Annotated in this window: 12 protein-coding genes, 1 pseudogene and 1 riboswitch; of the genes and pseudogenes, 1 reads left to right on the top strand and 12 read right to left on the bottom strand. The window is 60.8% G+C overall.

All coding sequences use genetic code 11. The annotated features are described in order from the left end of the window. Positions 1-44 precede the first annotated feature (44 nt). The 12 genes from NZ740_01175 to NZ740_01120 all read right to left on the bottom strand — a co-directional run bounded on the left by NZ740_01175 (position 45) and on the right by NZ740_01120 (position 14,390). Positions 45-668, bottom strand: coding sequence for a hypothetical protein (locus NZ740_01175; GenBank protein MCS6770620.1), 624 nt, complete (start codon positions 666-668; stop codon positions 45-47). Between the two features lie 154 nt (positions 669-822). Continuing rightward, positions 823-1,003: riboswitch (cobalamin riboswitch) on the bottom strand. A 37-nt stretch (positions 1,004-1,040) separates the two neighbouring features. Next, positions 1,041-1,727, bottom strand: a complete 687-nt coding sequence (locus NZ740_01170) for a hypothetical protein (GenBank protein ID MCS6770619.1) — start codon at positions 1,725-1,727, stop codon at positions 1,041-1,043. Between the two features lie 23 nt (positions 1,728-1,750). Then, positions 1,751-2,665, bottom strand: a complete 915-nt coding sequence (locus tag NZ740_01165; GenBank protein ID MCS6770618.1) for a hypothetical protein — start codon at positions 2,663-2,665, stop codon at positions 1,751-1,753. Between the two features lie 28 nt (positions 2,666-2,693). Next, positions 2,694-4,103, bottom strand: coding sequence for a tetratricopeptide repeat protein (locus NZ740_01160; GenBank protein ID MCS6770617.1), 1,410 nt, complete (start codon positions 4,101-4,103; stop codon positions 2,694-2,696). Further along, positions 4,100-4,774: an energy transducer TonB gene (locus tag NZ740_01155; GenBank protein MCS6770616.1), complete on the bottom strand. Its 675-nt coding sequence runs from the start codon at positions 4,772-4,774 to the stop codon at positions 4,100-4,102. Before NZ740_01155 ends, NZ740_01160 begins: the two co-directional genes overlap by 4 nt. Continuing rightward, positions 4,771-5,187, bottom strand: a complete 417-nt coding sequence (locus tag NZ740_01150; protein ID MCS6770615.1) for a biopolymer transporter ExbD — start codon at positions 5,185-5,187, stop codon at positions 4,771-4,773. The genes NZ740_01155 and NZ740_01150 overlap by 4 nt, the downstream gene beginning before the upstream one ends. Then, positions 5,184-5,816, bottom strand: coding sequence for a MotA/TolQ/ExbB proton channel family protein (locus NZ740_01145; protein ID MCS6770614.1), 633 nt, complete (start codon positions 5,814-5,816; stop codon positions 5,184-5,186). Before NZ740_01145 ends, NZ740_01150 begins: the two co-directional genes overlap by 4 nt. Beyond that, positions 5,813-7,297, bottom strand: coding sequence for a MotA/TolQ/ExbB proton channel family protein (locus NZ740_01140; protein MCS6770613.1), 1,485 nt, complete (start codon positions 7,295-7,297; stop codon positions 5,813-5,815). Before NZ740_01140 ends, NZ740_01145 begins: the two co-directional genes overlap by 4 nt. After that, positions 7,294-8,085: a DUF3450 domain-containing protein gene (locus NZ740_01135; GenBank protein MCS6770612.1), complete on the bottom strand. Its 792-nt coding sequence runs from the start codon at positions 8,083-8,085 to the stop codon at positions 7,294-7,296. Before NZ740_01135 ends, NZ740_01140 begins: the two co-directional genes overlap by 4 nt. Beyond that, positions 8,082-11,294 (bottom strand): TonB-dependent receptor, encoded by a 3,213-nt coding sequence (locus NZ740_01130; GenBank protein ID MCS6770611.1) that lies wholly within the window; start codon positions 11,292-11,294, stop codon positions 8,082-8,084. Before NZ740_01130 ends, NZ740_01135 begins: the two co-directional genes overlap by 4 nt. Positions 11,295-11,342: 48 nt before the next feature. Next, the gene (locus tag NZ740_01125; GenBank protein ID MCS6770610.1) at positions 11,343-12,434 is read right to left on the bottom strand and encodes a hypothetical protein; all 1,092 of its coding nucleotides are present in this window, start codon (positions 12,432-12,434) and stop codon (positions 11,343-11,345) included. A gap of 66 nt (positions 12,435-12,500) precedes the next feature. Beyond that, entirely contained in the window at positions 12,501-14,390 is a 1,890-nt protein-coding gene (locus tag NZ740_01120; GenBank protein ID MCS6770609.1) for a hypothetical protein, read from the bottom strand. A 915-nt stretch (positions 14,391-15,305) separates the two neighbouring features. On the opposite strand from NZ740_01120, the pseudogene NZ740_01115 reads away from it, so the two are divergent. Further along, positions 15,306-15,382: pseudogene (locus NZ740_01115) on the top strand (hypothetical protein).

The raw sequence follows: 15,382 nt of genomic DNA, 5'->3' as shown, positions 1-15,382 counted from the left end.
CCGGATCGCTCCAAAACATCAGCAAGAGGAGTTTCAGGAACGGCTCAATGAGAGGCGCCTGAACGTCGGGACATTCGCCGAGCGGCGAGAAGGGCTGCGGCTCCGGCCGCTGCCAAAACAAAAGATCCCGGTTCCGGCACCACCGGGGGCGGATCGCCCGGCCATCCGCCCGACGTGTTCCAGACAAATCCAAACACGAGGTTGTTGCTCACCGGCGTGCTGGAAATTCCAGAGCTACCGACAGTCCAGGCGGGATCATTCGCGTCGCCCTGCCACATCACGAACGTCGGACTCCATCCGCTTCCACGGTGCTGATAATGTTCTCCGGGGTCGGTGAAATCGCTGTCGAGATTTGAATCGAACCCGAAGCCATCCACAAACAGTCCCCAAATGCCGAAGTCCGTAAAAAAGGCCGATAGGCGTGGATCGGCGTTGGTCACGGCGATCAGCAGATCGGCCAGATAACCGGCCCCGGGCGGAGTGTCCCAATAGAACGCCCACGACAGGTAATCGATTGGTGAACCGTCGTTCCAATCGATGACAATGGCGGACCGGTTTGGTCCTGAACCCAGAGTGAAATCCACGGCGCCCCAGTCCACCAACAGTGCCTGCGCGCGTCCGGCGCACAGCCAGACAGCAACCGCGAGGCCTGCAACCCAGTTTTTCATGATCTCTCCTTTCGCCCCAAACGCGAGGGCATTGTGCGGGTTCGCCCTGTGCCTCCGCGAAGCGGCACAAAAGCGAATGCCCGCGTTTCGGCAGGACACGACGCGGGCATGAGAGATCACTCACGCGAGCGAACCAGCTCTCAAACCGCGAAGAGCCTGCTCCCCACGGGTCCGCTCGTCTTCTGGCTTCCGGCTTCAGTCCTTCTTCCGGCCTTCTCCCCGTTGTATTGCGGGAATGGATCCCCGGAAGTTGTATCCGGTTACAGCGGCGCGACCGCGTCCGATTTTCACGGACTTCCGTTTGCGGCCCCGGGACCGATACAAATCGGTGAGGACTGATTAGCGATTCTTCTCACTAATTGTCAACGAAGATCAAGTGCCGGGAGCGTCGTTTCGATCCGAAGCGCCGGCTGGTTCTCCGCTTGGCGAGCCGCTGTCGGCTTCGGACGGTTGGGTCCTGCTCCACTCCTCGCGTTCTGCAGGATTCAGGGGCGGCGACATGAGGCGCAGGGAGGGATCCGTCGCGAGCATGCCGCGGACCGTTTTTTGGACCACTTTCGTGCGTTGAATGTCGCGCTTGCGAATGATCAGATGAACCGAACCTGCGCCAGGTTGGGTCAGGAACCATTCGCCGCCGTAGTTGACGCGACCACGACCGTTCTCCCAGCGGTGCGCCATGAGATTGTAGAGACCGCCGAGCTTCTCCCGATTTTTTTCCGTGGACCCGAAGGTCAGCGTCGCGCCCGGTTCAAACTGGACATGCAGTCGGTCATTTTCGACGCCGACGATTACGCCGGGCGTGCCGGATGGGATATACACTTTTCGGATGAGTTCGGATTCCTGCACCACCAACTTGCGGTCGGCGTCTGCCTCCGCGCGTTTCCGTTCAACGCGCCGCTCAAGAATGATGTCGCCGGAGGTGTAGACCTGCAGATTTTTCAGCGTTTCCGGCGAGAGCTGATAGGCCTCGCGCAACTGGTGGTCCAGCGGGACGTGAGCGCATCCCGCCGCCGCGACGAGGGCGGCGATCCCCGCCAGCGCGCGCCAACGTGCTGCCATGGGGACAACGGCCATGGGCGTCATCACCAAATCACAGAGAGGTAGAGGTGCACGCCGTGGACTTCATCGATGAACAGGGCGTCGCTGTTGTCCGGAAAGACCACGATGCCGGAATCAGTCGAATCGAACGAATACAGATAGTGCCGGAAGTATTCGGTATGGACGCCGACCGTGTCACGAATTCGCAGCGAGAGGCCGACCGTGAAGTCCCAGCCGTAGGCCAGCGAATAGTCATCCTTGTAGGTCTGTTCGATCTTTCCGTCGATCGCTTTGTCCGAACCGGAGCGCGCCAGCCCTTCCGCCTCGCCGAGGAACACTCGCGTGCTGCCATAAACGTTCATGAACTTGCGGTAGAACGGTTGGATGGACCCCCAGTAGCCGGCCTGAGCAAGGAACCATTCCACAGATCCTGTGCGATCGAGCCGCTTACTGCCTTCGACGATCCCAAATCGCTCATCGAGCGTGATGTAGCGGGCGCCGAGCAACCAGCCCCAGCGGGCACGCTCCGACTGGCCGCTCTGCTCCTCCCAGATCAGGTCGAAATCGCGGCGCTCGGTTTGAATGTCGTGCCGCAACTTTCCTTTGCGGAGCTTATAGTCGTAGTCCGAGGAGACAATGGTGCCGCTGATACGTGTGGATTTGCGCGCGACGCCGAGGGAGAGGCCCCAGCCGTTCCCGTTCACGTCGCCATCGCGCCACTCGCTTGAGCTGTCGACCTGCCGGTCCATTCGCGTCTGGAGCGCGCTGTGCTGGAAGAGATACACACGCGTACCGACGCCGAGGAAGAGTTCGAAGGGGTCTTCCCGCTTGACGAGCCCCTCCTCCAGCAATTCTTCATCGCTGAGTTCATATTCCGTCCGTTGGGCTTGAGCGGCTGGCGTGCCGAGCGCCAGGCACATCGCCAACGGGATCCACCATCTGGCTTGTGATGCATTCATCGGGTCATCTCCTTTTCCTGGTCCTGAGTTATCCTGCGGGGGCGGCTTGCGTTCGCGCCAGCCGCTCCACCTGTTCCAAATACCGCGCCACATCCTCCCGCGGGCGAAGCTCCTGTGAGCGCTTCAACAGCGGCACGGCCTCCTGAAACCGGCCATTCCGCACCAGCGCCTGCGCATGGCGCAACTTCGCCTCGGCCTCGAACCGATCGAGCGCCGCAGCGCGTTCGAAATAAAGCACCGCCTGCTCGAGGCGGCCCTCCTTGGCCGCCAGTTGGCCCAGCCGAATTAGGGCATCTCCATCGAGCGGGTCAACGCGGATAATTTCTTCGAGGATGCGCCGATAGTTCTCTCCGCCCTCGCCCGAGGCCAACCGCGCCTCGACACGAAGCAGACGGATGCGGCCGTTCTCGCCAAGCGCGTCGCCAAACCGCTCTCGCGCGAATGCGATCAGGTCGGAGGCTGCGTCAGCCGCCCCGCGCGCGGCCAGTACCTCTACGTTCCGCACCGTGCGCTCGGCCGCGGCCGGACCTTCCTTTTCAGCCGAACGCCGGTAGGCCCCCGCGGCAAGGTCCCAGGCCCCTTCGTTGACGTAGATGTCGCCCAGCGTTTGCAACGCGGTCGCCGGGGCACGGCCGTCCAAATCGAGGAACTCGTAAATTTCCGCGGCCTTCAGCGGCTGCTTCAATCCGAGCAGTGCACCCGCTTTCAAAAGATAAAAATCCGCCGACTCGGGATTTTTGGCGATCAACTCATCCGCGAGCGCAGCGACCTCGCCAAACCGGTTCTGGCGGAACATCGCGCGGGCGAGGCCAAGCTTCCAGTCCGGCACGTCCGGTTGCAACAGCATGGCCTGGCGAAAAGCGGTTTCGGCCGCCATGAATTTATCCTCGGCAGCCAGCGCGACGCCGAGCAACCCATACGTAAGGCCGTCCGTCGCGCCGAGTTCAATCGCGCGCGCAAGCGCCTCGCGGCCGGCAGCGTGCCGACCCGCGCGGATTTCCACGATGCCCAGATTTTTCCACGCGCGCTGGAAGGCGGGAAATTTTTGAATCGCCCGTTGGTACGCGGTGGCGGCCTTGTCGAGTTTGTCCTGCTGGAAATAGATATTACCGAGCGTGAAGTCAAACGCCGCGCTGCTGGCGGGCGTAATGGTCTTGAGGATGGCGACGCGCGCCTTGTCGAGCCCGCGCGGCTGGCCCATCAGTTCCATGATCTGCTGCATCAGCGCACGCTCGGCCTCGGTCAGTTGCGGCTCGATGTCCGTGCGCACACCATACGTGCCCAGAAACGCGCGCTGAAATTCAGGGGAGCGCCAGAGGCGGAGTTCCTCGGCCGTTTGAGCGGTCACCCGACCGGGCAGCGCGCCGAGCCAGCCGGCCAGGGCGAATGCCGCCAGGCGTGCGGTCGTGCTCCATCGAATGTTCGATGTCGGACTCATGATACGGCAAATGTGATCGGAACCCTCATTTTGAACTGGACGGGCTGGCCGCGCCGCCGCCCGGGCTCAAACCGCCAGCGACGTACGGCTTGCAACGCGGATGCGTCCAAAGCGGGGTTGGACGAGGCTTGAACGGAGGGATTGACGACCCGCCCGTTTTTGTCCACGACAAACACGACATAAACGGTGCCTTCGATCCGCTTGCGCCGGAGTTCGGCCGGATACTCCGGGGGCGGTTGAAACACGGGCCGAGGCATTTGGTCGAGATCCGCGGACGAAAAGATCGCGTCGGCATCAACCTGCGCTGAAGCGGGGTCGATTTGCGTCAGACGCGCCACCATGTCGCCAAACCCATCGCCCGAACCGGGATTGAGCGCCAGCTCAAGTTGGGAAAGATCCAGCGGCGGGGCCTCTTCCGCGATCTCCGGCGGCGGTTCCTCCTCCTCTTTCTGCTCGGGCGGCTCCTCCGGCGGAGGGGGAGGCGGCGGCAAATCGGCAGTCCCGACGGACCGGATTTCCATTTCCTCCCGCCCGATCCGATTCACCTGCTCCAGCACGGGCAAGAGCAGGAACATCAGCGCGGCGAACAGCGCGCTCAATACCGCGACAAATGTGCCGCGTGCCGCTGACACTAGAGGCCGTCGGGCCGACCCAAACCGGCGGCTGCTCATCGGGCGCCTCCCGGCCTTGTCGCGAGGTTCACGCGAGTCGCCCCCGCGAGTTTGGCTTCATCAATGACCCGAACCAGCAATCCCGACGGCACCGACTGGTCCGTCTGTATGATCACCGGCATGTCCTCTTTCTCAAGCAGCCGTTTGACCAGCGGGCGGACGCCGCCGATGCCCACATCGCGGCCGCCGTAGACAATCTGGCCCTCCGCCGTGATCGCGATCAGAATACTGTTTTTTTCGAGCTTTACAGATGCGGCCGCCTGCGGTTTGTCCACCTCCACTCCGGTTTCTTCGACAAATGTCGTCGTCACAATAAAAAACAACAGGAGGATGAAAATGCAGTCGATCAACGGGGAAATGTCGATCGAGGCCTCCGCGGATTCTTCGGCCGCTATGTTCCGGAACCGGCTCATGCCGCCCTCCGTACGGCGTCGGACCGAGCCCGCCATTCGAGCAGGCAACTATCCTCCAGCGCGGCGATCATCTTGTTGAATTTCTCGTGTTGGCGCGTCAGCACGAACTGGAAGACCATTCCGCCGAGACCGATGACCAGACCCGTTTCCGTCGTGATCAGCGCCTCCGAAATTCCGCTGGCGATCACCGACATGGTCTTTTCGCCGCCGCCCCCTTCCGCAAGCCCCTTGAAGGTGGTGAGCATGCCGGTGACGGTCCCCAAAAGGCCGAGCAGAGGCGCCGCCGCAACGGCCACGTTCATCACCTTCAGATCGCTGGCAAACGATGCGAATTCCGCGCGGTGCAATTCGGCGAAAAAGGCCTGAACGCTTTCCTCGTTCCGCCGCGACATCGCCTCGCGAATAAGTCGGCTGAGTGGCCCCGTCGCTCGGGCGGGGTCATGCTTCCACTTTGCCCATGCCACACGGGGATCCGCCAAGGCGCCCTTCTCCAGCAAACGCACCAAGGTATGGAAACCGATCCCGAACAAAACCAGTGCATCCGCAGCGAGAGCAAACATTCCCCATCCGCCCGACTTCCAAATCGGGATGGCTTCCCTGACCAGCGAGCTGATTAGGGATTCGCTCATGCCGGGGCGCCCTCCGGCTGGATCTCGCCGGAATTTTCCAGCCCGCTGGAAACGGATGCCGCTTCGTTCGGCAAGGCAGATCGCGCGGACATTGCATCCAGAAATGCGATGGCAATCTGTTCGAGCCGTTCCACAATCGAGCGGGCCTTGCGGGACAGAAAAGCGTGGAGCAGCAGGGATGGAATCGCGACGATCAGCCCGAATTCCGTCGTGATCAGCGCCTCGGAAATGCCAGCCGACAGCATCTTCACGTCGCCGGATCCAAACACGGTGATGAGCTTGAACGTGGCGATGATGCCCGTCACAGTGCCGAGAAGCCCCATGAGCGGCGCGGTGGCCGCGCCCACGGCGATGAAGGGCAGCCCGCTGTTCAACCGAAACCGCGCCTCGAGGACCTCGGCGAACATGGCCTCTTCCATGATGTCCTTGGAATGGCCGCGCCGCGACCATCCGGCTTTCAGCATGCGGGCCGCAGGACCGCGCATACCGTTGATCTGGGCCTGCGCCGCGTCATCTTGGCCCTCGCGAATAGCGACGAAAAGCGCATCCAAATTGCGTGGATCCGGCAGCCGCGTGAAGGAGAGGCGGAGCCATTTGAATACGGAAAATCCGAATATTAGCGCCGCCATGGTCAAGATCGGCCACATGACCACGCCGCCCTTTTGGATGTGTTCCCACAGGGTCTCCTTCGTCGCCTCGATTTTGCGCGCGTTGCCGAGGCTTCCGTCGAAGGCCATCTCGCCCTCGCCGGCTCGCAAAAGCTGGCGGGTCATTTCGGCCAGCGCGGGATCCTGAAACGGCGCAACGGACGGCTCGAGGGAGCCGAGTCGCTGTTCGACGATTCCGCACAGATCGCTCTCCGCGGCCGCGAACAGCGCAACAGGTCCGATGAGCGCAAAGGTGCCGCGGTGGAGACGGCCGTCCTCGGCCGCCGCCTGCCCCTCGAACCGAACGCCGCCAATCAGGGATTCCAACCGTTTAAGGCTCTTTGATATTGCTCCGGCGGCGGCAGCGAGGCGCTCGGGAGCCGGGGCGTCCTCTCGCTCGAGAATCTCGCGCGCGTCGCGCAGCTCTCGCTCGTAGAGCTGCAGCTCGGAGATATGAAGGCGCGACTCGAGGTTGCGCAGATATTCGCTGAACAGAGAGACCAAGTACTGCTGTTCCTGCTCCCGCGCCTTGATGTCGTTGCGCAGTTTGCTCAACTCGAGGCTTCGGCTGTCGGCCTTGCGCCGGGTTTCCTCCATGCGGCGCCGTTCCTCAACCAGCGTCGCTTCGAGGGCCGACACACGCTCGGCGAGCGGAATCTTTTCCTGCGCGATGCGCGCGCGCTCAGCATCGAGCTGATCGAGTGCTTTTTGCAGTTCGCGGTGTACCGGATCTTCTTGCGCGACGGCCGAGACCGTTGCCAGCCACGCAAGGCATGCCAGACAGAAGGCAAACCGGCGGAGGATGGAGAAAATCAATCGGGATGTGGCCTTCACGGCGACTCCTCCATCCGGTTGGCGATCCGCGACGGCAACGGCACATAAGCGGCGGGTTTTTCATTCCGGTAGATGGCGAACGCGGAGGCGAAGTCGGCCGCGCGGTCATCCCAGGGTTGCCATATCCATCCCTGTGGCCCCGGATAGCCGACCCCCCCGATGCCGCCCTTTTCGTTACTGTAGAACGCCTGCGCCAGGCCGAGGTACATCGCGGTGACCTCGGCGCGCGCGCCGTCTTCCAATTCTCGGACTTCACCCGCCACGGTGATCTCGCGCGCCGCCTTGTTAAGTTCGTTGAGGATGCCGATCACATTCTGGAATCGTTCACTGATCCCGAGCTTGGTCTGGTCGGGATTCTCAGGAATCCGTCGGCTGAGGGGCTCGATGCGGGATGCGACTGGCGGCGGCAGGGCGGGCAAAATCGCGCGGACTCGCGCCTCATAGCCGGCGAGCGCGGGCGCGAGGCTGCCCGTGGCCTCCTTGAGGGCCTCCAGCCGAGTGTTCAACTCGTTCCACTGATCTTCGGTCTTCGCCAGTTCCGCCTCTGCGGCCTCGGTGCGCGAGCGTATCGAAGCGATTTCACGCTCCAGCAAATCGATCCGGTCTTCCAATATTGTTCGCTGCACGCGCCATTCCTCCCGCTCCTTGGACAATAAAAGGCGCGTCTGGATCCAGCGCTCCATCGCCTGGGCCCGGTCTAGTTCGCCCGTCTGGGCGCGGCTCACCCCGGGAGCGGCCGCCAGCCCGAGAGCGAAGAGAGCGATGATGCAACAAATCGGTCGGTTCACCATTCACCTCCGAGCGAAACGGAATATGCCACACCCTCGCGATAGGAACGGCGCGGGATGTCCGTGCCGTCGGGCAGCCGATAGGTCTCCTTGATCACGGGGTCCGTGGTGTTTTTCGCGCGCAGCGTCAGCTTGAATTGCTTTTGGCGGCCGAATTTGTACTCGAACGCGAGGTCCACGGTCTCGCGGGCCAGGGAATAAATGTCTGGAGTTGCGCCGTCCTCGCCGACCGCGGCGCCCGTTTTTAGCATATCGCCGCGCTTGTTGAAGAAATAGGAGAATGACGCGCGCGGCGTAATCTCGTACGTCGCGTTCAGATTGAGCAGGTAATCGGGCTGACCCTCCATGTCGCGCTCATCGATATAAATGGAATGGCGCGCGAGGTTGTAGCGAACCTGATCCGGAATTTCGACGGACGCGTCGATCTTCGTGTAGTTGGCGCCGAGAATCAGCCGGCCGGGGAGATAGGGCGGCGCCGGGACAGGCCGGCGTACTTCCAGTTCAAGTCCGCGCACAGTGCCGTGCGGGTAATTCACCGCGAGAACGTAATCCTGGCTAAGATAGGAAAAGGATTCTTTGTCGATCGGATCGTCAATTTGCTTTTCAAACACGCTGGCGGAGACCACGGTTTCTTCCGCGGGGTACCACTCCCAACGGATGTCGTGGTTTTCGACCGTGGACACCCTGAGGTCCTTGTTGCCGACATAGGCGATCCCATCCACGTAGTCGAAGGTGATTACCGGGGCCAATTCCCAAAAGGTCGGCCGCGCGATGGTTTGGGCGTAATTGTATCGCAACTTCATGTCGGGGCGCGGCTCGTACACGAGGCCCGCCGCTCGCAGGAGGTGGGATTCATCGATGTCGACTCGGGCTTCTTCCCGGGAAACGCCGCCAATGGTGTAGTAGTACGTCTCGGTGCCGTCCGGCAGTATTTGGGGGCGACGAATCGCGACCTGAAAGGCGCGCGGAGGATCGCGTTGGTCCATATCCGAGGTGGGATCCACCGAGATCAGCGTATTTTCTGCGCGAAGCCCGATGAGGCCGATGAGCTTGTGGTTCATCGGCAGTTCCAGCATCGCGTAACCGGCGGGGAAATCTTGGTCTCCGTCGTAACTGACGTCGTAAAGTTTCGGCGAGATGTACCAGTACATGGAATCCTTGTATTTGCTGCCGACACCGATGTTGGTCGGGTTGAGAAAAACATCGGTCCATAAACTGGTGGGCGATGACGAGACAAACGAGGATTTGAGACGATCCGCCGCCGCGTCCGCCATTTTGGCCAGGTAAATCTGGCCCGTGGAGGACGCTAGCCACGCATTTCGGGCATTGATGAACGCAATTTGTCCGGCGAAGCCCGGCGGGAACTGGGCGCGCACCGGACCGGTATAAATCGGATCCAATTGCGCCCCGAAGGTGTAGAAAAATGAGTTTTGCCGGTAGGTTCGCAGCGTTATGTCCCGAACCCAACCGAACTTCAGCGCTCCTGATTTTTCCACGTCGCCGCGCGTGCCATCTGGATTACGGGGATGGAACTGGCGGTCGAACGGAACCGCGACGTTGAGCCCGTACTGCGTATTGTCTTCTTGCGTATCGCGCCAGACGCGGGCCGTCTTGTCAAACGCCGCCCCGGAGGCTCCAGGGGGCAATTGCTGGTAACGGAATAAATTGCCCTGCCGGACGACAACATTCTCGAAGTAGCGAACATCCGGCTCGTACTGGCGGACGACATTATGGCCGCCGAACCACTGAAGGCGGAGGCCAAGCCCGGGGTTGATCATTTCGTCAAAATTGTGCTCGCCCCGAAATTGAAGGCTGTCGGTGCTGCGCTCGATGTAATGAATGGCCTGCTTCTGCTCCCATTCGAGCGTCGTATCGTCAAACCCTTCCGTGGTGAAACTTGCCTGGTCCGTTCCTGACCGGACGCGAAAGAATGTCACAGAAATTTCGCTGCGCTCCGGATTCTTGACGCCCGAGGTGATCAGCAAGCCGTATTTGACCTCCGAAACGCCCTCCTCACGGGTTGTATCGAACAGATTTGTAACCTGCGGATTCCCCAAAGACGGACGTACATAGGCGGTGTTGAAATTGGTGCGCAAGGAGTGCTTCTGACTGTAGGTGAACGCGATCAGCGCACCAAGACGCGAGTCGCCAATTAGGGGGTGCGCGTTTCCGATCGAGGCATTAATCGAAAAGTTTTCCGGAATTTGTCCGTATTTGATGCCCATTGCCGGAGCCATGCTGCGAGTGATGCGATCGTATCTCAAATAGAGTGCACTATGATCCACTCCGCCGCCGAGCAACTGCTCATGATTGGAGGGCAGCGCAGTGTCGAGCAGTCCATCGTCCTCCATCGTGGCCGCGCCGTCCGGCATGTCGCGTTCGCCGCGCTGACGCGCCCACACGTCGACGCCGCCGCCTTCGTAGGTGATGAAGCGTTCCGAACCGTGGTAGTTACGGTTGATTTCCCGGCTGAAACTCAATTTGAGAAACCGCTCGTCAGGAATGGACAGCAGTTTCAAATTGATTCCCCCGCCGCTGAAGTCTCCCGGCAAATCGGGCGTAAAGGTCTTCGACACCGAGATGCTGTCGATCGTGCCGGCGGGAAACACATCGAGTTGCACGGCTCGGCGTTTCGGGTCGGCGCTGGGGATTCGAAACCCATTGACCGAGGCGCCGACGTACCGGTCGCTGAGGCCGCGCACTGAAGCGTATTTGCCGTCGACGATCGTTGTACCGACGACCAGTCGAACTGCTGCCGCGGCGTCGCTGGCGCCGGCCCGGCTCATTAGCTCCCGGCTGACGGCATCCTGAAACGTGATCGCCTGAGCGCGCAGCGTGAGCAGACCGGCTTCCGTGGCGGTGTCCGTCTCCGGCTCGCTCTCACGGACCACGAGCTCTTCCATTTCGGTCAATTCGGAGGAGAGTCGGACATTCAGTTCGGCAACCGTGCCCGGTGGCACCACGACGCCACTGAGCACGGCGCGCTGGTAGCCCTCTCGCGTAACCGCCACGGAATAGCTGCCTGGCGGCAGATCGGGAAACAGGAAGAAGCCCTCTCGGTCCGAATTCACAGAGATGTCCTGTTCCAAAATGCGCAACGTCGCCCCTTGGACAGGGTCGCCAAAGTCGGCGTCAATCACCTGGCCGCGCAGGGCGCCGCGCTCGCCTTGAGCGTGGCCTACCGGGCGCCATGTCAAACAGATCACCATCGCCAACCCCAATATGCGCGCCGATGACCTCACGAATGGAAAGGGTCTTTACTCAATCACCCCCGCTTGTGCCAGATAAATGCGGGCGAGGGCAATACTCCGGGGACGAAGATTCTCCAGCGAGCGCGCGGCCTCCAGCGCCTCGGCAAAAACCGCCTCGGCCTCCGAAACATCCCCCGCCCGCGATAGGGCTCGGGCCACACGCCCGAGGATCACGGGGCGTTCAATGCCGTCCGACTGTTCCGCCAACCGCCGGCCATGCCCGGCGGCCGCTCGCGCGCCTGCAACGTCGCCTGCCGCGGCGCGCGCGTGCGCCAGATCTGCCCACTGAAGGGCGCGAACGTAGGCCGGAGCCGGCTCATTCGCGATGTCGGAGGCGACCTGCTCCAGCCATGCGCGCATGCGCTCGGGCCCGACAAATTCCCCAAACGTGTCGATCAGCTCCAGGCGCTCATCAATTCGCCGATAACCGGAAGTATCTGCCGTCTTTGCCCACAGGGCATCGGCCCATTCGTTCCTTTCGTCTCCCTTCAAGCGCGCGGCGACAAGGCGGGCAAGCCGGAGCCGAAATTCAGTGTCGGCGTCGGAGCGCTCATCCGGTAGCGAGTCTATGGCGGACAGAGAAGACCACGTCCCGTCTTGTACCGCACTTGCGATAGCGGCCGCCCGCCGAACTTCAGCGGCAGTTCGTCCCACTCCGGCATAACGGGTTTCGTATTCGCTGAGCAGCGGCACGTCGCCGAGGGCAGCAAGGGCCCAGAGAGCACGAAGCAGAATCCGATCGTGCTCGTCCTCTCTGAACAGCGGCGATTTGTAGAGGGCTTCCAGCGCAAGGCGCCGCGCTTCATTTGTCTGTTGGCGCACGGCAAGGTCAAAGGCGAGATCCGCCAGCGCACCCCATTTCCACCAGCCCGTGAGTTGCCGAGCCTTTTGCTCCAGCTCATCGGCGGGAAGGCCAAGGCCCGACCCCGCCGCTAAGACTCGCATCTGCCATGTGGCTTGGTCTTGGGCGTCGTTGGTGATCGCAGAGGCGGCTGCCCATGCTTCGGACCAATATCGAGCGGCGATGGGGTCTGCAGCGTCCGAAAACGGGGCGATCATTGCCCAAATAAACACAATATGTGCGGTCCGCATGTTCATGACCTGTCCAAATAAAACTGGCGGAGCCTCCCGACTCCGCCAGTTCTCTGTTAGATTTTGATGAGGTCAGGGTGTGAGAGCGGTTACAAGTCGGTAGTACCCCTCGGTCGGCAGCGGGGTCATGTCCGAATAGGTAACCTGAGATCCCGTGCCAACAATCGTCCCGATGGGCGTCCACGGTCCGAACGGCGTTGCCGCGCGTTCAACGGTGTAGGTCTCGCCAGCCGCGGTCGGGAAGGATACGAAGGCGATGGGCGCAAAGGGCGGAACCGTATGATTGATCCCGGAGACCAGAAGATTGTCTTCGAACGCCGAATAGTCGACATGATTTGTCCCCGCGTCGAGAACGCCCAAACGCGCCGTCAGCGTCCAGTATGCCCAGTTGCGGCTTCCAAACGCACCGATCATCTGTACCGGCGTGAAGAAGCCATCGCTGGGCGGCAGCCGACCCGCATGGAGGTAGTTTGTCTTGGGCCGCGGATCCACATATTCCACGGGATAATATGTGCGGCCCCCAATGTAGTTCGAGACGCCGGACCCCAAATTGGTGTGAGCGGAACGAATCAAGGCCATGATCGGCAAGTTCGTTGCATCGCCAAACGGATAGGGACCGGAATAGCCGAGATAGATGTTTGAGAGCGTCGTGTCGGTGAAGGCCGGATATGCATAGTGGGGTTCTCCCCGATAGGCCGCCTCCACATATGGCGTCATCTGATTGGTCGAGCCCCGGGCCGCCCCAACAAAGAAATTGCTGTTGAAATTCCACCAGAGGTTGTTCTTGAACTCCAGCATCTTCGCACCCGGCTCAACCGAATGCGTGTAAAACGCGCTGTTGTAGTAATTCGACAGTGTGAAGAGGGCTGAGCTCGGATTGGTCTCCGTCAAGCTGCCCTGAATCAGACCCGCGGCCCCGCCGAAATCGAGGAACATGCTGTTATAAATTCGCCCGGCGGAGGCGTCTCGCATATGGCAAAGACTATTTCGAAGATTCGCCGCATGACGGCCCAATCCGATAATCGTGGCGTTGTAAATCGTCGGACAGGAGTGCGGCATCGCCCGGTTGTCCACATTTGCGCCGTCGCATTCAAAGCCGCGGTCAGACACCTCAGGACTCGGTGGGCCGATCGTGATGGATCCCTGAATGGCCATGATAAATTGAAGCCGTCCGCGATAGCCCTCATCCCAGTCGAACTGGTCATCCGTGCAGTTCCAAGCCAGCAAATACTTTCCATCGACCGTGCCGCCAAACCATTCAAATCCGTCGTCCACGTTGTAGGCCACTTCAATCTGGCGGATCTTTGTGTTGCGCCCGACAGCGCCCATCGTCAATCCATTGACTTCATTATTTGCACCGAGAACGTAACCACCGTAGCGGATGGAGATGTACTCAAGCTCTCCACTGTTGTCGTTGTCATCATTCCCGCCGTATTCCGAAATACTGCCGTAAGGCTGCAGACCCTCGATCTGCACAAACCTCGTACCCGTCGGCCCGGGAACATCCTCGTATGCAACGTAGGTGCGCCCGAGAAGAATGAGGCCGCCCCACTGCCGAGCGCGGTTGTTATTCGCGACATTCCACGGGCTAGTGCCCAGCATAGTCAGCGGATTCGGGCCGAGATAGAAATCGTCATTCGTTGTCGTCATCACAATGGGCTGGGACGGAGTCCCCTTCGCTATGAGTTTCGACCCGCGAGAGATAATCAGGGTGCCCGGCGCCGGCGGGTTTGTGCCAATTTGGAGGGTACCATCCCGATAGCCGCGCACCACCGTGCCCGGCTGGATGGTAAGCGTTGCGCCGTTGGTCACAAATATGGCCGTGGTCAGGATATACTCATTGGTATTGACCCACGTGGTATCCGTTCCGATGTTCCCGCTCACCAGGATCTGTGCCGCGTCCGCCCGGAACCCGAGCGGAAGCCATGCCAATGCAGCCATAATGATGCAATGATGTTTCATACCAAACATGATTTCTCCTCGCTCCTCTACATCCGCTGGAATCCTGCAGACACGCGTCTGCAACCGGAGGAAACGCTCGTCTCGCCGTGTTACGGTTTGATGAGGAGATTGCAAGAAATCGAATTGAGATTCCGAGCCGAACGTCTCACACCACGAAGTCGACGCTGCCCGAATCCCCCGACTCGAAATAACGCGACCCGGTGCAGGGTCGGCGATTCTCAAACGATTTCCTAAAGTCTCGCCCACGGCGTTTCGACGCGCGAATATCTCCTACTGCGATCAATCGGAGTCATTCTCAACACCGACCCGCGGGTCTCCGCGATCTCCGCGAGCCTTGCTCGACCCGCCGGAAACGCGCGACAAACGGCAAAGGAAAAACCTCCTTTGGGGGCTTCTGATATCGGCCGACAGTCACGAGCGGACAGGATTCAGGCCGCTTCGCATGAAAATTCCATGCCGCAGGCCCGACGAACCGGCAACCCGAGCGAATCTAACGCGCGGATCAGAGATGCCAGTATTTCCAAAATTTCGAGGTCTCTAAGCGGGCGTGCTTGATCTGAACTTCAGGATCATTGCGAATGAAGGTCGATTCGCCGCGAAAGAATGTTTGATTCCCGCCGCTGGCGACCTCCCCAACTTCATGCCCCAGTAAATGTCCCGTGCGTGTCAACCGGTCAAATGCGCGCGTCCGGCATCGGAAGGCGATCTCTAACTCTCAACGCTGCAAAGCATCTTCCAGATGCGGTGAATTCTCAAATACTCGGGTTCGCCTAAGCGCGTTCGCCACGCTCCGCTTGATTGCTATCGGGTGGTTTGGGATAAGGCGTATCCATGGCGTCGATCAAGAAAAGCGATGTCGTAAAACTGATTCTCGGCGAGAAACTCGGCCGGATGCCGTCGAAATTTTGCGCGTCGGCCACGGCCTCCTCGAACATCGCTCTTGTCAAGTACTGGGGCAAACGAAACGAGGAACTCAACCTGCCGGTCACTTC

This window comes from Kiritimatiellia bacterium (genome assembly GCA_025054615.1).
Lineage (GTDB): Bacteria > Verrucomicrobiota > Kiritimatiellia > CAIVKH01 > CAIVKH01 > JANWZO01.
Note: the sequence above shows the minus strand (reverse complement) of the source record. Positions and strands in the feature narration are given on the sequence as shown.